The 18,130-nt window shown below is 66.4% G+C and carries 19 protein-coding genes; 9 read left to right on the top strand and 10 right to left on the bottom strand.

Features of this window, described 5'->3' with window-relative positions:
* Window positions 1-50 precede the first annotated feature (50 nt).
* The gene (locus tag ACEF39_RS01850) at window positions 51-1,217 is read left to right on the top strand and encodes a PQQ-dependent sugar dehydrogenase (RefSeq protein WP_500286757.1); all 1,167 of its coding nucleotides are present in this window, start codon (window positions 51-53) and stop codon (window positions 1,215-1,217) included.
* Window positions 1,218-1,287: 70 nt separating this feature from the next.
* Here ACEF39_RS01850 and ACEF39_RS01845 read toward each other — a convergent pair whose 3' ends face one another.
* The 4 genes from ACEF39_RS01845 to folB all read right to left on the bottom strand — a co-directional run bounded on the left by ACEF39_RS01845 (window position 1,288) and on the right by folB (window position 6,000).
* Complete coding sequence (locus ACEF39_RS01845; protein ID WP_500286756.1) at window positions 1,288-1,881, bottom strand: hypothetical protein; 594 nt, start codon at window positions 1,879-1,881, stop codon at window positions 1,288-1,290.
* A gap of 132 nt (window positions 1,882-2,013) precedes the next feature.
* Window positions 2,014-4,188 (bottom strand): glycoside hydrolase family 3 N-terminal domain-containing protein, encoded by a 2,175-nt coding sequence (locus tag ACEF39_RS01840; protein ID WP_500286755.1) that lies wholly within the window; start codon window positions 4,186-4,188, stop codon window positions 2,014-2,016.
* A gap of 128 nt (window positions 4,189-4,316) precedes the next feature.
* Window positions 4,317-5,588 (bottom strand): mechanosensitive ion channel family protein, encoded by a 1,272-nt coding sequence (locus ACEF39_RS01835; RefSeq protein ID WP_500286754.1) that lies wholly within the window; start codon window positions 5,586-5,588, stop codon window positions 4,317-4,319.
* A 58-nt stretch (window positions 5,589-5,646) separates the two neighbouring features.
* Window positions 5,647-6,000 carry a dihydroneopterin aldolase gene (gene folB, locus ACEF39_RS01830; RefSeq protein WP_500286753.1) on the bottom strand — a complete coding sequence of 118 codons (354 nt, stop codon included), beginning with the start codon at window positions 5,998-6,000 and terminating at the stop codon, window positions 5,647-5,649.
* Window positions 6,001-6,329: 329 nt separating this feature from the next.
* Here folB and ACEF39_RS01825 point away from each other — a divergent pair, with 329 nt between their 5' ends.
* A complete protein-coding gene (locus ACEF39_RS01825; RefSeq protein WP_500286752.1) occupies window positions 6,330-7,013 on the top strand; it encodes a hypothetical protein in 684 nt (227 codons plus the stop codon).
* A 41-nt stretch (window positions 7,014-7,054) separates the two neighbouring features.
* Here the strand turns inward: ACEF39_RS01825 and tsaD are convergent, their stop codons facing one another.
* Entirely contained in the window at window positions 7,055-8,080 is a 1,026-nt protein-coding gene (gene tsaD, locus ACEF39_RS01820; RefSeq protein ID WP_500286751.1) for a tRNA (adenosine(37)-N6)-threonylcarbamoyltransferase complex transferase subunit TsaD, read from the bottom strand.
* A gap of 167 nt (window positions 8,081-8,247) precedes the next feature.
* Here tsaD and rpsU point away from each other — a divergent pair, with 167 nt between their 5' ends.
* The 6 genes from rpsU (at window position 8,248) to ACEF39_RS01790 (ending at window position 13,431) form a co-directional block, all read left to right on the top strand.
* Window positions 8,248-8,463 carry a 30S ribosomal protein S21 gene (gene rpsU / locus ACEF39_RS01815; RefSeq protein WP_002808376.1) on the top strand — a complete coding sequence of 72 codons (216 nt, stop codon included), beginning with the start codon at window positions 8,248-8,250 and terminating at the stop codon, window positions 8,461-8,463.
* A gap of 133 nt (window positions 8,464-8,596) precedes the next feature.
* Complete coding sequence (locus ACEF39_RS01810; protein WP_500286750.1) at window positions 8,597-9,040, top strand: GatB/YqeY domain-containing protein; 444 nt, start codon at window positions 8,597-8,599, stop codon at window positions 9,038-9,040.
* Between the two features lie 108 nt (window positions 9,041-9,148).
* The gene (locus tag ACEF39_RS01805) at window positions 9,149-10,093 is read left to right on the top strand and encodes a YihY/virulence factor BrkB family protein (protein WP_180167645.1); all 945 of its coding nucleotides are present in this window, start codon (window positions 9,149-9,151) and stop codon (window positions 10,091-10,093) included.
* A 59-nt stretch (window positions 10,094-10,152) separates the two neighbouring features.
* A complete protein-coding gene (gene dnaG / locus ACEF39_RS01800) occupies window positions 10,153-11,892 on the top strand; it encodes a DNA primase (RefSeq protein WP_500286749.1) in 1,740 nt (579 codons plus the stop codon).
* Between the two features lie 26 nt (window positions 11,893-11,918).
* On the top strand, window positions 11,919-12,419 hold the full coding sequence (locus tag ACEF39_RS01795; protein ID WP_500286748.1) for a protein tyrosine phosphatase family protein: 501 nt from the start codon (window positions 11,919-11,921) through the stop codon (window positions 12,417-12,419).
* 40 nt (window positions 12,420-12,459) lie between these two features.
* Complete coding sequence (locus tag ACEF39_RS01790) at window positions 12,460-13,431, top strand: bile acid:sodium symporter family protein (RefSeq protein ID WP_099782541.1); 972 nt, start codon at window positions 12,460-12,462, stop codon at window positions 13,429-13,431.
* 81 nt (window positions 13,432-13,512) lie between these two features.
* On the opposite strand, the gene ACEF39_RS01785 is transcribed toward ACEF39_RS01790, so the two are convergent.
* The 5 genes from ACEF39_RS01785 to ACEF39_RS01765 all read right to left on the bottom strand — a co-directional run bounded on the left by ACEF39_RS01785 (window position 13,513) and on the right by ACEF39_RS01765 (window position 17,824).
* The gene (locus ACEF39_RS01785; RefSeq protein WP_500286747.1) at window positions 13,513-14,319 is read right to left on the bottom strand and encodes a calcium-binding protein; all 807 of its coding nucleotides are present in this window, start codon (window positions 14,317-14,319) and stop codon (window positions 13,513-13,515) included.
* A 96-nt stretch (window positions 14,320-14,415) separates the two neighbouring features.
* Window positions 14,416-15,309, bottom strand: a complete 894-nt coding sequence (gene cyoE / locus ACEF39_RS01780) for a heme o synthase (protein ID WP_500286746.1) — start codon at window positions 15,307-15,309, stop codon at window positions 14,416-14,418.
* A 4-nt stretch (window positions 15,310-15,313) separates the two neighbouring features.
* Window positions 15,314-16,477: a COX15/CtaA family protein gene (locus tag ACEF39_RS01775; RefSeq protein WP_100461549.1), complete on the bottom strand. Its 1,164-nt coding sequence runs from the start codon at window positions 16,475-16,477 to the stop codon at window positions 15,314-15,316.
* A gap of 10 nt (window positions 16,478-16,487) precedes the next feature.
* A complete protein-coding gene (locus ACEF39_RS01770; RefSeq protein WP_500286745.1) occupies window positions 16,488-17,057 on the bottom strand; it encodes a redox-active disulfide-containing membrane protein in 570 nt (189 codons plus the stop codon).
* Between the two features lie 50 nt (window positions 17,058-17,107).
* A complete protein-coding gene (locus tag ACEF39_RS01765; protein ID WP_500286744.1) occupies window positions 17,108-17,824 on the bottom strand; it encodes an SURF1 family protein in 717 nt (238 codons plus the stop codon).
* 57 nt (window positions 17,825-17,881) lie between these two features.
* On the opposite strand from ACEF39_RS01765, the gene ACEF39_RS01760 reads away from it, so the two are divergent.
* A complete protein-coding gene (locus ACEF39_RS01760) occupies window positions 17,882-18,100 on the top strand; it encodes a twin transmembrane helix small protein (RefSeq protein WP_500286743.1) in 219 nt (72 codons plus the stop codon).
* The last annotated feature ends 30 nt before the right edge of the window (window positions 18,101-18,130 follow it).

The raw sequence follows: 18,130 nt of genomic DNA, 5'->3' as shown, positions 1-18,130 counted from the left end.
TATACAAGGGAGAGCCTGGCCATCCGCATCCCCTTCCGCTGGAGATACCCATGACCCGCACACCCCTGCTGCTCGCACTCGGCCTGCTGCCGATCCTCGCCACCACCGCCTGCAATGCGGCCGGTCCTGATGCGACAGGTCAGAAGGCCCCGGCAACCGCCGCGACCGCCAACGACCAACGCCCTTTCACCGCCATCGAGGTCAGCCGTTTCAACCAGCCGTGGGCGATGACCTTCCTGCCCGACGGCAGCCTGCTGGTGACCGAAAAGCGCGGCAAGCTGCAGCACCTCGACCTGGCCAGTGGCCAGAAGCATGAGATCACCGGTGTCCCCAAGGTCGCTTACGGCGGCCAGGGCGGTTTCGGTGACGTGATCCTGCATCCGGATTTCGCCCGCAACCACCTGGTCTACGTCAGCTACGCCGAGGAAGGCACGCTGGATACGCGCGGCGCGGCCGTGGCCCGTGCCACCCTTGCCCTCGACGCCAACGGCGGCGGCCAGCTGAAAGACCTGAAGGTGATCTGGCGGCAGACGCCGAAGGTCAGTGGCGAAGGCCACTACGGCCACCGCCTGGCCTTCGGCCCGGACGGCAAGCTGTGGATCAGTTCCAGCGAACGGCAGAAGTTCGACCCGGCGCAGGACATGAGCGGCAACCTGGGCAAGATCATCCGTCTCAACGACGACGGCAGCCTGCCGGCCGACAATCCTTTCGCCTCGCAGGGCGGTGTGGCCGCACAGGTATGGTCGCTGGGGCACCGCAATGTGCTGGGCATCGCCTTCGATGCCAACGGCAAGCTGTGGGCGCAGGAAATGGGACCGGCCGGCGGCGACGAGCTGAACCTGATCGTGCGCGGTGCCAACTACGGCTACCCGATCGTGTCCAACGGCGACCACTACGATGGCCGTCCGATTCCCGACCACGACACCCGACCGGAATTCGCTGCTCCGAAGGTGACCTGGAACCCGGTGATTTCCCCGGCCGGCCTGATGTTCTACAGCGGCAACCTGTTCCCGCAATGGAAGGGCAGCGCCTTCATCGGCGGCCTGTCGTCCACCTCGCTGGTGCGGGTTGCCTTCGACGGCGACAGCGCGCGCGAGGCCGAACGCTTCAACATGGGCGAGCGTATCCGCGAAGTGGAACAGGGCCCGGACGGCGCGCTGTGGCTGCTGGAAGACGGCAGCAAGGCACGGCTGCTGAAGCTCACGCCGAAGGCCTGATTGGCCGGGTTGCCGGCCAGCGGCCGGCACTACCGAACTGCAACGGCCCCGCATGCGGGGCCGTCTGCTTTCATTGGATGGTGATGACCTTCACTTCGGTGCGCGTGCAGGCCTTGTCCAGGCACTGGCCGTTCAACCAGACCTGGCCATCGCCGATCATCACGCCCTGCTGGTTGACGAACACCGTGCCGAAGTCCTGCGCGGACACCGCCTTGACCACCGCCGGGGTGATGATCTTTTCGTAGTTGCGCTGGAATTCACCGGGCCCGGTGATCTTCTTGCCGCCACTGATGTTCAGTGGGAAGCGCACTTCTTCAACCACGGCTGGACGATCGCCGGCGACCACAGCGGTCTTGAAGGCGTTGAATACCTTTTCATACTGCGCCGCATCGCCGAGCAGCGTCTCGATGCGCGCGCGGGCGTCGTCTGCTGCCACAGGTGCTGCGGGGTTGGCAGCATCAGCCGGCGTCGCAGCCGCATCCTTGGCGTGCTCCGCCGCAGCCTGTGGCGCGGCAACGGCATCGGGCGTGGTGCTGGCGGCCGCCTCGGCCGGCGTCGCACCGGTCATCGGCGGTGGCGCATCGGCAGCGGGCTCGGGCGGCGATGCCGGCTGCGAGCACGCTGCCAGCAACAGGACAGGAACAAGGTAAGCCATCGTGCGCATGCGCGGTCTCCATCGAAACAGGAACGCCGATGGTAGCCCCGGGCCAGTGAGGACAACAAAAAAAGGGGACGGAGGGGATTAAGTCGTTTGTGTCATAAACGACTTAATCCCCTCCGTCCCCTTTTTCTGCGATCAGGCGTTCAGCAGCTCGAACTGCACCGCCTCACCGGCCATCGACGAGGCACACACCCACACGTCGAACAGGCCCGGCTCGGCACGCAGCACGCCGTCGCGGCCGGTGAATGCCAGCTGCTCGCGGGTCAGGGTGAACACCACCTCGGCCGATTCGCCCGGCTGCAGGGCCACCTTGCGGAAGTCCTTCAGCTCGCGCACCGGTCGCACGCGACTGGCCACGCGGTCGTGGATGTACAGCTGCACCACTTCCTCGCCAGCCACGTTGCCGGTGTTGGTCAGCGTGGTGGTCAGGGTCAGGGTGTCGTCCCAGCCGACGCGCGCACTGCTCAGCTGCGGCACGCCGTAGGCGAAGGTGGTGTAGCCGATGCCATGGCCGAACGGGTACAACGGCTCGTTCGGAATCTCGCGCCAGCGGGCCTTGAATTCCGACATCGTCGGCAGTTCCGGCCGACCGGTACGCGGGTGGTTGTAGAAATACGGCTGCTGGCCGGACACCTGCGGGAAGCTGACCGGCAGGCGGCCGGACGGGCTGTAGTCGCCGAACAGCACATCAGCCACGGCATGGCCGGTCTGCGTGCCCAGGTACCAGGTGATGGCCACGGCATGCGCATTGCGCACTGCGCCCTGCAGTGCCAGCGCGCGACCATTGCGCAGCAGCACCACCAGCGGCTTGCCGGTCATCGCCACCGCTTCGGCCAGCGCCTGCTGTGCCGGCGGCAGGGTGATCTCCACGCGCGACTGCGCCTCACCGCTGTAACGCTGCGGCTCGCCCAGCGCCAGCACCACCACGTCGGCACGCAGCGCAGCCGCCACGGCCGCTTCGGTGCCGCCAGCAATGGCGGCTTCCAGTTCGCAACCCGGCACCACTTCCAGCAGCGACTCGTCGCCGATGGCCGCGCGCACGCCGGTTTCCAGGTCCACATAACGCTGCTTGTCGCCGAACAGCGTCCAGCAGCCTTCAATGTTGTCGCGGTCCTGCACGAACGGGCCGATCAGCGCGATCTTCTGCCCGCACTTCTGCAGCGGCAGCACGTTGTCGCGGTTGTTCAACAGCACGATCGAACGGCGTGCGGCGTCGCGCGACAATGCGTCATGCGCGGCGATATGCGAGGTGTCGGCTTCGCGCGCCGGGTCCAGCGAACGGTACGGGTCGTCGAACAGGCCGATGGCTTCCTTCACCCACAGGATGCGGCGCACGCCTTCATCCAGCACGCTCATCGGCACGTCGCCACTCTCCACCAGGCCCGGCAGGTGCTCAGCGTAGAAACCGCTCTGCATGCTCAGGTCCAGCCCGGCGGTGAATGCCTTGGCGGTGGCGTCGCGGTCGTCGGCGGCATAGCCGTGCGCGACCAGCTCCATGTCGGCGGTGTAATCGGAAATCACCACGCCCGGGAAGTTCCATTCACCGCGCAGGATGTCGGTCAGCAGCTCGGCGTTGGCGCTGGCCGGCACGCCGTTGATGTCGTTGAACGAGGACATCACGGTGATCGCGCCAGCGTCGAAGGCGGCCTTGAACGGCGGCAGGTGCACGTCGCGCAGGGTCTGCGGCGAGATGTCCACCATGTTGTATTCCATGCCGGCCATCACCGCGCCGTAGGCGGCGAAGTGCTTGGGCGTGGCCAGCAGCGAATCGGCCGCGCGCAGGTCGCTGCCCTGGAAGCCACGCACGCGGGCGGCGGCGAACGCACAGCCCAGCACCACGTCCTCACCGGCACCTTCGGCGCCACGGCCCCAGCGCTGGTCGCGGGCGATGTCCACGGCAGGCGCATAGGTCCAGTGCAGGCCGGCAGCGGTGGCTTCAACCGCGGTGGCGCGCGCGGTGCGCTCGGCCAGGTCCGGCTCGAAGCTGGCTGCTTCGCCCAGCGGAATCGGGAACACGGTGCGCATGCCGTGGATGACGTCGGCAGCAAGGATCACCGGGATGCCGAGGCGGCTCTCCTCGGTGGCGACCTGCTGGATGCGGCGGCCGAGCTCGGCGCCGACACCGTTGAACAGCGAGCCGACCTTGCCCTCGCGCACCTGCTGCAGCACCTGGTCGGCATTGCGCACGTTGGCTTCCGGGTTCACGTCCGGGGCGAACGGGCGGACCATGTCCGCGAAGACACCCAGCTGGCCGACTTTTTCCTCGACGGTCATCTGGGCAATGAGGGATTCGATGCGATCGGAGGCCACCGGCAGTCCTTGATGAAAACGTTTACAAGCCCGGCATTCTAGCGATCCCGGACGATTTGGCGAGAGGTTTCGTCATTCAGTTTCAGCCACCAGCCGGATCCGTACAGTCCGGCCGGGGGCATCGCAGCTTACTCCGAGCCGGCCAACCGGCGCTGCCCGGCCATCAACATGGCGTCGCTGGACGCTTGGAACACCCGCAGGCCAAAGGCCGGCAGGATCGCCAGCAGGTGGTCGAAGATGTCCGACTGCACCGCCTCGTACTCGCCCCAGGCTGTGCTGCGGGTGAAGCAGTACAGCTCCAGCGGCAGGCCTTCGGTGGTCGGCTGCAGCTGGCGCACCAGCAGGGTCATGTCGGTGTGGATGCCCGGGTGGCTGGCCAGGTAGCGCTCCACGTACGCCCGGAACGTGCCCAGGTTGGTCACCCGGCGGCTGTTGACCTCGGCCACGCCCTGCTCGCGCAGGCGTCCGTTCCACTGGCCCAGCTCCTGCTGCTTCCCGCGCAGGTAGTCGCCCAGCAGAGCGAACTGGCCAAGGAAGGCCAAGTCGTCCTCTTCCATGAAGCGCACGCTGTGCTGGTCCAGGTACAGCGCGCGCTTGATCCGGCGGCCCCCCGCTTCCTGCATGCCCCGCCAGTTCTTGAACGACTCGGTCACCAGCTTCTTGGTCGGGATGGTGGTGATGGTCTTGTCGAAGTTCTGCACGGTGACGGTATGCAGGGCGATATCGATGACATCGCCGTCGGCGTTCTGGCTCGGCATCTCGATCCAGTCGCCGATGCGCACGCGGCCATCGCCACTGATCTGCACGCTGGCCACCAGTGACAGGATGGTGTCCTGGAAGATCAGCATCAGCACCGCGGTTGCCGCGCCGAGGCCGGTGACCAGTGGTCCCAGCGCGACTCCCAGCAGGGTGGCGACGATGGACAGGCCCGCGGCCACGAACACCACGATCTTGACCACCTGCAGGTAGCCCTTGATCGGCTTGTTGCGTGCATCGGGCTTGCGCTCGTACAGGCTGTTGGCCGCATCCAGCGCATGCGAGAACGCCATCGACACAGTCAGTACCGCCCACACGATGCACAGCTTGATGATGACGTTGACCAGGCCTGGCGGCAGATCAGGGATTAGGGCGATGCCCGAGGCGATCACCTGGCTGGGCACCACGTTGGACAGGCGCGCGATGACCCGCATCAGGTGGCTGCCACGCCCGGACTCGGCGCCCGGCAGGCGCTGCAGCAGGCGTCGCAGGCCGCGCACCAGGATGCGCTTGGTCACCCAGTTGGCCAGCCCGGCTGCGATCAGCAGAGCCGAGATCATCAACGCCAGGTAGGCGCCAGGATAGGGTTCCAGTGTGTTCTGCAGCTGTTCCAGCCACTGTACCGCCACCACTGCGTCCACCATCGGTTGTCTCCTTCTTCATTGCAGTTGAGGTTGCCGGCCAGCGGCCGGCACTACTGGGTCAGTCCCGCGAGCGTTCGATGATCACGCCGACCGCGCGCGCGCCGCGCACCGCACCGGGCTTGCTCAGCTTCAGGCGCAGCCACTTCACGTCGAACTCGTCCAGCACGATCTGCGCGCAGCGCTCGGCCAGCGTCTCCACCAGGCCGAACTCCGATTCGCGCACGAACTGCTCCAGGCGCTTGCTGACCGCCTTGTAGTTCAGGGTATGGGCAATGTCATCGCTGGCCGCCGGACGACGGTTGTCGAAGCCCATCTCCAGATCGAACACCAGGTCCTGGCGGATCCGCCGCTCCCAATCGTAGATGCCGATCAGGGCGTCGATCATCAGCCCCTCGATGAAAACCTTGTCCATTGCGGTTACCAGCCGGAAAACAGGCGGTCATGGTAACGGGACGGCGGTGAGCCTGCCCGGAACGGGCGACGGGTCGCCGGGCATTCACAAGGGCTGGAAAAGACAAAGGGCCCTGCTAGCGGGGCCCTTTGGTACCTCTCAACGTCCTCGGGGGGAGCTGGAATCCAGCCGCGAGTCCCGAAGCACACGCTGCGAAGGATGAAGGTCATTCCCCCAGTCGTCCAGAGGCATTCACGACATTCCGGGAAAGTCCGAATGCCGTTGGGATTTCTGCCAGGCAAGCGGATGGCATTGCCCGATATCACCTGTTCGGCTTCCGGCGCACGCTGGTGATCCACAACGTGATGCCGCCGCCAATGAAAGAGCAGAGGATTCTGCAAGCAGCACTATCCCGACCACGCTGGGCAACCTACAAACGCATCGCAGACCGTCATTCCCTGGATGCGACCTCGCTGTATGTCTGGAACATGCAGATGTGTGGCGCTTTGCTATCGCCGCTTCACATCTGTGAAATCGTCATCCGCAACGCAGTCGCCGCAGCACTGGCGCATGCCTATGGTCCTCGCTGGCCATGGCATCCAGCATTGCTGCAGCGCATGCCCGCCGATGGCGCGCTGTCGGCGCTGCAGGACCTGCACAGGCGATCGAATCAGCAGATGAACACGCCAGAGATCATCGCCAACCTTCGATTCGCATTCTGGCAGCACCTCTTTACACGACGCTTTGAGGGGCCCCTGTGGACGCGAAGCCTGAAGATCGCTCTGCCCAATGCTCCACAGAACACTGTCGGCATCGTCCGCACCACCATCCATGCCGACCTCGACCGCATCCGCCACCTGCGCAACCGCATCGCCCACCACGAACCGATCCTTGAACGCGACATCGGTGCCGACCTGGCCGCGATCGGACGGCTGATCCACGCGCGTTGCCCGCACACCCTGGGCTGGCTGCAGCGCCATGAACGGGCGACGACGGTGCTGGCGGCCTCGCCACTGGTTGGCAAACGCTCATGACGTTGCCGGCCAGCGGCCGGCATCACAGGAACAGGCCCGGCTCAGACGGCCGGCAGCGTCGCCATGTCCCAGCGCGGGGTGACGTCCACCTTCGGCGGGCTGTGCTGACCGGCCAGCAGGCGCAGCGCGCCGGCGAAAGCGATCATCGCGCCGTTGTCGGTGCACAGCGCCGGCCGTGGGAAACAGGCCCGCCCGCCGAGGCGCTCGGCCATCTGCTGCAGGCGTGCGCGCAGGCGCTTGTTGGCGCCGACGCCGCCGGCCACCACGATCACATTGGTGCCAGCCGCTTCCAGCGCGCGCTCGCACTTGATGGACAGGGTCTCGACCACGGCGTCTTCAAAGCCACGGGCGATGTCGGCGCGGGTCTGCTCGCTCTGGTCACTGTCGCGCCAAGCCATCAGGACCTGGGTCTTCAGGCCGGAGAAGCTGAAATCCAGGCCCGGGCGATCGGTCATCGGCCGCGTGAAGCGGTAGACGCCCGGCGTGCCCTGCTCAGCCAGCGCGGCCAACTGCGGCCCGCCCGGGTACGGCAGGCCCATCATCTTGGCGGTCTTGTCGAAGGCTTCACCGGCCGCGTCGTCCAGGGTTTCGCCCAGCAGGCGGTACTGGCCGATGGCATCGACGGCCACCAGCTGGGTATGGCCGCCGGACACCAGCAGGGCCACGAACGGGGCCTGCGGCGGGTCGTCTTCCATCAGCGGCGCCAGCAGATGGCCTTCCATGTGGTGCACGCCCACGGCGGGAACCTCCAGCGCCCAGGCCAGCGACCGGGCCACGCCGGCGCCCACCAGCAGTGCCCCAACCAGGCCGGGACCGGCGGTATAGGCCACTCCATCAATGTCATTCACGCCGAGCCCGGCCTCGGCCAGCGTCTGCCGCACCAGCGGCAGCAGCTTGCGCACGTGGTCACGGCTGGCCAGCTCAGGCACCACACCGCCGTACTCGGCGTGCAGGGCGATCTGGCTGTAGACCGCATGGGCGCGCAGGGCCGCGCTGCCGGACAGGTCGGTGTCATACACCGCCACGCCGGTCTCATCACAGGAAGATTCGATGCCAAGGACTCGCATGCCTGCTATTATGACGCCCCTGCCAACCCCTCGGGGGAACTGGCAGGTCTCACTGCAATCCAATAACCTGCCCCTATTCAGGATTTGCGGCTTGCAGTTTGTTTATTCGCCACTATAATGTGCGGCTCGCCGGGCGTGACCCGGTTCTACTGTGTCCCGGAGATTCCATGCCCAGCGTCAAAGTCCGCGAGAACGAACCCTTTGAGTTTGCTCTTCGCCGCTTCAAGCGCACTTGCGAAAAGGCCGGTGTGCTGGCCGAAACCCGCAAGCGCGAGTTCTACGAAAAGCCGACCCAGGAGCGCAAGCGCAAAGCCGCCGCTGCTGTGAAGCGTCAGCTGCGCCGCTCGTCGCGCGACGTCACCAAGCGTCAGCGCCTGTACTGATCGGACGCATCTTCATTGCGGTGGGCATTCCCTGCCGCGATGGAGTCGAAGCCGGCACGCGCGAGCGTCGCCGGCTTTTTGCGTTTCCGGGCCCGGGCATCCGCCCAGCCCCACTACCACCACGAGGTTCGTCATGAGCATGAAGCAGCAGCTCACCGAAGACATGAAGGCCGCCATGAAGGGCGGCGAGAAGCACAAGCTGGGCGTCATCCGCCTGATCAACGCGGCCATCAAGCAGAAGGAAGTCGACGAGCGCATCGAGCTCGACGACACCGCCGTGATCGCCGTGCTCGACAAGATGGTCAAGCAGCGCAAGGATTCGGTCAGCCAGTTTGAAGCGGCCAGCCGCGAAGACCTGGCGGCAATCGAGCGCGCCGAAATCGTGGTGATCGAAGCCTACCTGCCGGCCAAGATGGGCGAAGCCGAGATCGTCGCGGCGATCCAGGCGGCCATTGTCGAAACCGGCGCCAGCAGCGCGGCCGACATGGGCAAGCTGATGGGCGCGCTGAAGCCCAAGCTCGCCGGCCAGGCCGACATGGGCCTGGTGTCCAAGCTGGTCAAGCAGCAGCTGGCGTAAGCCGGCACCTGGGGTCTGATCCCTTCCGCATCGCGGAAGGGCTCTGCCCCCATCGCAGCACACCGGCGTTTCACTACTCCTTCGACCTCCGGCTGCTACAACATTCCCATGGTCGAGCAATCCAACGCCCCCACCGACACGCGTCCCCACGGCATCCCCGCACGGCTTCGTCACTACGCCGATCGTCTGCAGGACAGCTTCCCGATGGCGGTGGCCAAGCGCTTCGTCGAGATCGACGTGCTGACCCAGGCCGCTTCGGTCTCTTTCTATGCATTGCTGTCGATGGCGCCGCTGCTGGTACTGCTGCTGTGGCTGACCGCCTCGTTGTATCCACCAGCGCAGCAGGCACTGATCGGGCAGATCGGCTCGGTGGCCGGCAGCAGCGTGGCCAGCGTCGCCGACACCGTGCTGCACAACGCCAACAGCCAGCCCAGCGTTGGTTCGCTGGCCGGGGTCTGGAGCACGTTGCTGTTGTTCGTCGGCGCCACCGCCGTGTTCGCGCAGCTGCAGAACGCGCTGAACCGGATCTTCCATACCAGCGGGCAACGCCTGGACGGAATCAAGGCCTGGTTGCGCAAGCGCGTGTTCTCTTTCGGCGTGGTGCTGGCACTGGGCTTCCTGCTGATCCTGTCGATGACCGCCACCACCGCACTGCAGGTGGTGTTCGCGCAGCTGCCCTCGGTGCTGCCCGCAATCGGTTATCTGACATCGCTGCTGCTGTACACGCTGGCCTTCGCCTTCCTGTACCACTACCTGCCCGATCGGCGCGTGGCCTGGCGCCAGGCATTCATCGGCGGCGCCATCACCTCGTTGCTGTTTACCCTCGGCCGTTATGGCATCGGCGTCTACATCAGCACCGTTGCCCCCGGCAGCGCCTACGGCTCGATGGGTGCACTGGTGATTTCGCTGGTCTGGATCTACTACGCCACTGCCGTGTTCTTCGTCGGTGCCTTGATGACCGCGGTGATCGACGAACGCCAGTACGCACGTGCACGCCTGGCCAGCGCCGATGTGGCCCCACAGGAAACCGGCCCGGCCGCCGCCAGCGAGTAAACTAGGGGACCTGCCGCCCCCGCAGCGCGCCCTGGCGGCCGCGCCCTGTCCTGTTGCCCATGGCCCGTATCCCCGACGCATTCATCGACGACCTGCTGGCCCGCTCCGACATCGTCGAGGTGGTGGGCAGCCGCGTGCCGCTGAAGCGCCAGGGCAAGGAGTACGCCGCACGCTGCCCGTTCCATGACGAACGCTCTGCCTCGTTCACCGTCTCGCCGACCAAGCAGTTCTATCACTGCTTTGGCTGCGGCGCGCACGGCACCGCGATCAGCTTCCTGATGAACTACGACCGCCTCGAGTTCCTCGACGCGGTGGATGAACTGGCCAAGCGCGCCGGCATGGAAGTGCCGCGCAGCGAGAACCCGCGCAGTGCGCAGCAGCAGGATGACAGCCGCGAGCTGTACTCGGCGCTGGACGCGGCAACCAAGTTCTTCCAGAAAAACCTGGAAGGCAGCGAGAAGGCCCGCAGCTATCTCGACGGCCGCGGCGTGGACGAAGAGAACCGCGCGCGCTTCCAGATCGGCTATGCGCCTGATGGCTACAGTGGCCTGCGCGATGCGCTGGGCAAGGACGAGCGGCGGATGAAGCTGCTCGACCGCGCCGGCCTGTTCTCCAAGAACGACCGCGGCCACGTCTACGACAAGTTCCGCGATCGGGTGATGTTCCCGATCTTCGACCGCCGTGGCCGGGTGATCGCCTTCGGCGGGCGCGTGTTCGAGAAGGACGACGGCCCCAAATACCTCAACTCGCCCGAGACCGCGCTGTTCCACAAGGGCCGCGAGCTGTACGGCCTGTGGCAGGTGCGCCAGGCCAACCAGAAGATCGAGCGCTTGATCGTGGTCGAGGGCTACATGGACGTGGTCTCGTTGTTCCAGTTCGGCGTCACCCAAGCGGTGGCGACGCTGGGCACGGCGACCACGCCGGACCATGCCGAGCTGCTGTTCCGCAACGCGCCGGACGTGTTCTTCTGCTTCGATGGCGACGCCGCCGGCCGCCGCGCCGGCTGGAAGGCGCTGGAATCGGTGCTGCCACGCATGAAGGACGGCCGCCAGGCCTTCTTCCTGTTCCTGCCCGATGGCGAAGACCCGGACAGCATCGTGCGCAAGGAAGGCGCCGAGGCTTTCGACGAGCGCCTGAAGCAGGCCACGCCGCTGTCGCAGTTCTTCTTCGACGAGCTGACCCGCGAGATCAACCTGGGCACGCTGGACGGCAAGGCACGGCTGGCCGAGCGCGCCAAGCCGATGCTCGCGCAGATTCCCGACGGCGCGTTCGGCGACCTGATGAAACAGCAGCTGGGACAGCTGACTGGCCTGGGCGGCAACGCGCAGGCGGGGCGACCATCGATGCCGCAACGCGCCGCAACGCGCATGATCCAGCCGGCGGCCAAGCGCAGCCTGGTGCGCGGCGCGATCGCCGTGCTGCTGCAGCAGCCGTCACTGGCCCTGACCCTGGGTGGAAAGCATCACTTCCAGGGCCTGCGCCTGCCGGGCGTGGAGTTGCTGCTGGAACTGCTGGGGCTGGTCGAACAACGCCCGGACATCAGTACCGGCGCCCTGCTGGAGCATTTCGACGGTCGCGAGGAACAGGCCTCGCTGCACACCTTGGCCGCGCAGACGCTGGCAGGCGATGAAGCGATGTGGACGGTGGAACTGCATGACGCTGTCGGGCAGCTGGAGAAGCAGCTGCTGTTCCAGCGGATCGACGACCTTAACGCCAAGCAGCGACAACAGGGTCTGGACGATACTGACAAGTACGAGATGCGCGAGCTGCTGAAGGCACGCGCCAATCTGCGCCTGTAGCGGCAGAACACAGCCCCGGAGAGACCATGCTGCTGCGCCTGACCTGCCTGCTGTTGTTGTCGCTCTGCCCGGTTCTGCCGGCCTGGGCTGCAGACCCCGCCCTTGCTGAAGTCCGCCCTGGCCTGTATGCCGGCGGCCAGCCCACGGCCGCGCAACTGCGCGAACTGGCTGCACAGGGCGTGCGCACGGTGATCGACCTGCGCCAGCCCGATGAAGACCGCGGCTTCGATGAAACACGCGAGGCCGAAGCGCTGGGCCTGCGCTATGTACGCATTCCGGTGGCCGGCGCCGAGGGCCTGGATGCTGCCAACGTGCGCGCCGTGCACCAGGCCCTGCGGCAGAGCCAGGGGCCGGTGCTGCTGCACTGCGCCTCCGGCAACCGCGCCGGTGCCGTGCTCGGTCTGGTCAACGCACACTACGAACACGCCAGCCCGGAACAGGCACTGCAACTGGGCCAGCGCGCCGGCCTGAAGTCGCTGGAAGCGGCCACCCGCGAGCGTCTGGCGATTCCTTCTCCCACCCCCTGATTCCCGGGGTAATCCCCCCGCACCGAGGAGCCTATCCACCATGACCCGCTGGTGGTCGCGCCTGCGACCGGACAACTTCACCCTCGCCCTGCTGTGCACCGTCGGCCTGGCGTCGCTGCTGCCGATGAAAGGCGCCGCCGCCCTGGTGCTCGACGATGTCACCACCGTCGCCATCGCCGCGCTGTTCTTCCTGCACGGCGCACGCCTGCCGCGCGAATCGATCATCGGCGGCATGCTGCACTGGCGCCTGCACCTGACGATCCTCGCCTGCACCTTCATCCTGTTCCCGCTGCTGGGGCTGTTGTTCAAGCCGTTGTCGGGCTGGCTGCTGACGCCCGAGCTGTACCTGGGCGTGCTGTTCCTGTGCACCCTGCCGTCCACCGTGCAGTCGTCCATCGCGTTCACCTCGATGGCGCGCGGCAACGTGCCGGCGGCCGTGTGCAGTGCCTCGCTGTCGAGCATCCTCGGTGTGTTCCTGACGCCCCTGTTGCTGACCGCGCTGGCCGGTACCTCCGGCGGCGTGCACGACCCGCTGCATGCCATCGGCGGCATCATGCTGCAGCTGCTGGTGCCGTTCGTGGCCGGCCACCTGCTGCGCCCATGGATCGCCGGCTGGGTGGAGAAGCAGCGCGCGCTGCTGCGCTACACCGACCAGGCCACCATCCTGCTGGTGGTGTACTCCGCGTTCGGCGAAGCGGTCACTGAAGGACTGTGGAGCAAGACCCCCCTGCTCTCGCTGTTCGCGGTAGCGGTGGTGGCAGCGGTACTGCTGGGCATCGCCATGCCGCTGATCACCTTCATCGCGCGCCGCCTGCGCTTCAACCGCGAAGACGAGATCGCCATCGTGTTCTGCGGCTCGAAGAAGAGCCTGGCCACCGGCGTTCCGATCGCCAAGGTGCTGTTCGCTGGCGGCAGTCTCGGCGCGATCGTGCTGCCGGTGATGATCTACCACCAGATCCAGCTGATCGTCTGCGGCGTGATCGCCCAGCGCTACGCCAAGCGCGCGCCCTGACCTGCGGAACAACCATCCACGCATGGCGTGGATCTACTGTGGCGCTGAGCCTACAAAAGTAGATCCACGCCATGCGTGTATTCACCGATCCACCAACGTGCCGACGCTCAGCTGCGGCATCCACACCCACAGGTCGTACTGCCGCCCGGCATCGGTATCGACCTCCGGTGCACGCGCAGGTCGCTCGAGCAGAGCCAACGCCTTGCAACGGTCCATGCACCCCCAGAAATGGCCGCGCAGGGCTTCCAGCCGCACGCTGTAAATGTCCAGGTCACGCAGCGCCGACGCCATCGGTTGCGTCTGCATTTCCGGCGGCGCATCGGCCGGCCGCTGCAGCATGGCGTGGACATTGCCAGTCAGGACGACCATGCGTGCGTCATCCGGCAGGCGCCGGTACAGGCGCCGCAGCTCCGCCGCCATGCGATCGTCGCGCGCTTGGCTACCGCCATCACTGTTGTTGACGTCATAGCCGACCACCTCGATGGCGCGACCCTGCGCCTTCAGCGCGCGCAGGCCTTCGATCAGCGACAGCATGTCGCGACTGCGGCGGCCATCGTGCTGATCATCGCGCACGGTCCAGAACGCACGGCCGTGCACGTGTTGGCGTGCCATCGCCCCGCCATCGGAATCCAGATAGTCACGCAGTGTGGTGTTCTCACCGCGCGGCAGCTCCAACGCCAGCACGACCGGGCCGTTACGGCTGTAGTCGTCCACCAGTCGGCGCACCAGCAGCGGTATCTCGCGGGTACCATGGAATTCGCCCAGCACCAGAACGCGGTGGTCTCCGGCATGCTGGCGGATCTGCATGACAGCGTCGTCGGCGCGCGCGCTCGTCGCCATGCCCAGCGCCAGCAGCAGCGCGGCGGTCCAGCGGAAGATCGAATGCATCCGTGCTCCTTCCTTTCCTTGGGGTCAGGAACAGCAATGGCGACGCGGCAACGGCAGTTCAAGTAGATCCACGCCATGCGTGGATGCCTCAGCCCATCACAACCAGGGCAGGATCCAGTGATCCACCAGCAGGAAGGCGAACAGCGCCATCAGGTAGACGATGGAGTAGCTGAACATCTTCATCGAGAACAGTTCATCGGGCGGGTTGAGCATGCGCCAGGCGTACCAGAGGAACACGGCGTTGAGCACGATCGCCCCGCCCAGGTAGAACGCGCCGCTCATGCCGACCAGGTAAGGCAGCAGGCAGACCAGTGCCAGCACCACCGAGTACGCCATGATCTGCTTGCGCGTGTGCACCACGCCATGGGTGACCGGCAGCATCGGGATTTCCGCCTTGGCGTAGTCCTCGCGACGGAAGATCGCCAGTGCCCAGAAGTGCGGCGGCGTCCAGATGAAGATGATCAGCACCAGCAGCGACGAGTACGCCCAGTCCGACGAACCCTGCATGCCGGTCACCGCCGCCCACCCCAGCATCGGCGGCATCGCACCGGCCAGACCACCGATGACGATGTTCTGCGAGGTCGCTCGTTTCAGGTAGACGGTGTAGATCACCGCATAACCGATCAGCGAAGCGAAGGTCAGCACCGCGGTGATCCAGTTCACCCATACCACCAGGATCGCCATCGACAGCACGATCAGCACGCTGGCGAACACCAGCACCTGCCATGGCTTGACCTTGCCCACCACCAACGGTCGCCACGAGGTGCGCGCCATCTGCGCGTCGATGTGCGCATCCAGCAGCTGGTTGATGGCCGCAGCTGCCGACGCCGCAAGCCAGATGCCGAGGAAGCCGAGCACGCCGGCACGCACCTGCTCCCAGCTGGGCACGCCCGGGATGGCCAGGACCATGCCGACCAGGGCGGTGAAGACGATGAGAGCGACGACCTTGGGTTTGGTCAGGTCCCAATACTGGCGATAGTTGGAAAACATGGAATCAGTCCGGGGCACGCAGGCGGGCCAGCAGGCTGACCAATACAAACAACAGGGCAACGGCAACGCCGTTGTGCGCCACTGCCACTTCCAGCGGCAGTGCAAGCTTCACATTGAGGATGCCGAGGGTGACCTGCAGCACCAGCAGCGCGACCAGGGCCGAGGCCCAGCCACGCATGCTCGGCAGCCGGAACAGGCGCAGGCCCAGCCACAGCATGTAGACGGCAACGACAATCGCGAACAGGCGATGGGCCATCTGGATGGCGATGCGCGAGGCACCGTCGAGCACGCCGCCTTCGTAGTCCACACCAATGCCGCGCCACAGGGTGAAGCCCTCGGCGAAGTTGTGCTGCGGCCACCACTGGTTGGCGCAGCGCGGGAAGTTGTCCAGCGAGGCGCTGCCACCGCCGCAGGCCAGTGCCGCATAGTTGGCACTGACCCAGCCGCCGAGCGCGATCTGGGTGACCAGCACCGCCACACCGATGCGCAGCAGCCACTTCAGCTTCGGCGCCTCGGCCAAGGTGATCGGCATATGCGTGGCACGCCAGGCCATCCACACCAGCAGGCCGAACATCAGCATGCCGCCCAGCAGATGGCCCATCACCACGATCGGCTTGAGCAGCAGGGTCACCGTCCACATGCCCAGCAGGGCCTGGAAGATCACCACCGCCAGCGTCAGCAGCGCAGCGCGCGCCAGGTCGATGTTGCTCCAGCGCAGCGCCGCGATCAGCAGGATGGCCTCGCCGATCAGCGCCAGCGCGCTGGCGGTTCCATGCCAACCCATCATGTACAGCGGTATGCCCGCGGCCACCAGCACGCAGGCGGTGACCACCGCCGTGCTTCCGAAACGACGCTTGCGCGTGGCCAACAGCGCCAGGGTCAGGATCTCGATGCCGAGCGCACCCGCCAGGAAGCGGTGCACCTGCTCACGCCAGGCCTTGTGCGTTTCCAGCGGACGGATTTCCGCCGCCGGATGCCCGATGGTCTCTTCCACGTGCTGCGGCCAGGTGGCCTGCCCATAGCAGGTCGGCCAGTCCGGGCAGCTCAGGCCGGCATCGGACAGGCGCACGAAGGCGCCGAACATGATCGTGCTCGCGGTCATGATCATGGCGAACCACGCCAGGCGGTGGAAATTGCGGTGCAGCGCCGGACGCGCGGAAAGGCTCATCAAACGGGACTCACTTCAGTTTCAGCAACGTGGCCATGTCCTTGCGCAGGCCTCCGAGATCGCTCCCGGGGGCATGACGCATGATCACGAAGCCGTTCGGATCGATCACGTAGACCGGCAGACCCGCCGGATCATCGACGTCGGGCAGCGCCGCGCGCAGGGCTGGCGACGGGGCCAGCGGCCGCAGCGCGGGCAGCGAGGCGATCGACGCCGGTGGTGTTCCCAGCCACAGGATTTCGACATTATCGGCGTTATGGCCGAACAGCTGCCACACCTTGCCCAGTCCCTGCGACAAAGTGACGCACTGCGCGTCGCAGGCACCAGCCGGTGCCACCAGCAGGCGCCATGTGCGTGCGTCGGGGTTCCAAGGGTAGGACGCGCCATTGGCCAGCGTCGGCGGTTGCTGGCGCAGATCCACCGGCGGCTTCAGCAATTGACCACTGTTGCGATGCGCGGTCGGCTGCCAGCCGGAGAAACGCAGGATGGCGGCCAGCGCCATCGCCCCGAAGAAAACGGCGAACAGCAGCACCAGGGTCCGGCGGCCATTGCCGCGCGCCTGCGGGGAGGTAGCAGTGTTCATGCGGGGCATTTTCTCATGGTTGGGAAAGGGATGCCGGCCAGCGGCCGGTACTACCGGGCAACGGGCCGCTTCCTGCGCCATTCCAATACCAGCGCCACCATCAGCACGGTCAGCGCCAGCCCGAACCACTGCACGGCGTAACCCAGGTGGCGCTGCGGCGGCAGCGTGTTCGGCAGCAGGTCGAGATCGCGCTCATCGCCGAACGGCAACGCCGGATCCAGCCGCAGCACGCGCTCGGGCAACGACGGCAGGCCCAGCGCGGCGGCCAGGCCATCGGCGGGAAGGCGACTGGCCAGCCAGCGCCCTGCAACATCGGTGGAGGTGAACGCCGGCCCCAGCGCCAGCCCGGCCGAGGGGGGCGGCGCCAACAGGCCACGCACGTCCACCGGCGACGGCGGTACTGGCACCACCGGCAACGTGCGGTCCGGTGGCAGTGCGCGCCAGCCCAGGTCCACCAGCAACACGCTGCCCGCATCGCTGCGGAATGGACGATAGATCTTCACTCCAGCGCGGCCGTGGCGGGTCTGGTTGTCCAGCAGCACCACACCGGGCAGGAAGCGACCGTGATCGACCACGCCATGCAGCGCCCCCTGTGCGGCCAGCGCCTGCGCCAGCGGCATCGCCTGCGCCACGGCCGGGCCCTGTGCATCCAGCAACGCCTGTTTGGCGTGCATCCGCTGCAGCTGCCACAGGCCAAGCACAGTGAATCCGGCCATTGCCAGCAACGTCATCAGCCACCCGATCAGGCGCGTGTGCTGGCGCATCATGACAAGTCAGCGCAAACGCGGTCAGATAGGCACATCCACCCTGCCCTCGAGCCGCGCATGAGTGATTCGCTGAAGACCCTGCTGGTAATCGCGTTTCTGATCGTCATCGTCTGGAATCTGGGCGCCGGCCTGTATTACCTGCTGGTGGACCGCGGCCAGACCAAGCGCACGGTCAATGCACTGACCCGCCGCATCGGAGTGTCGGTGGCGTTGATCGTACTGGTGATGGTGTGCATCTACATGGGCTGGATCAAACCGCACGGCATCGGCAACTGACGCCACATCAGACCAGGCAGCGCCGGCGGC

This window comes from Stenotrophomonas indicatrix (assembly GCA_041545745.1).
Classification (GTDB): Bacteria; Pseudomonadota; Gammaproteobacteria; order Xanthomonadales; family Xanthomonadaceae; genus Stenotrophomonas; species Stenotrophomonas indicatrix_A.
The sequence above is the reverse complement of the archived record's forward strand: the minus strand, read 5'-3'. Positions and strand labels throughout refer to the sequence as shown.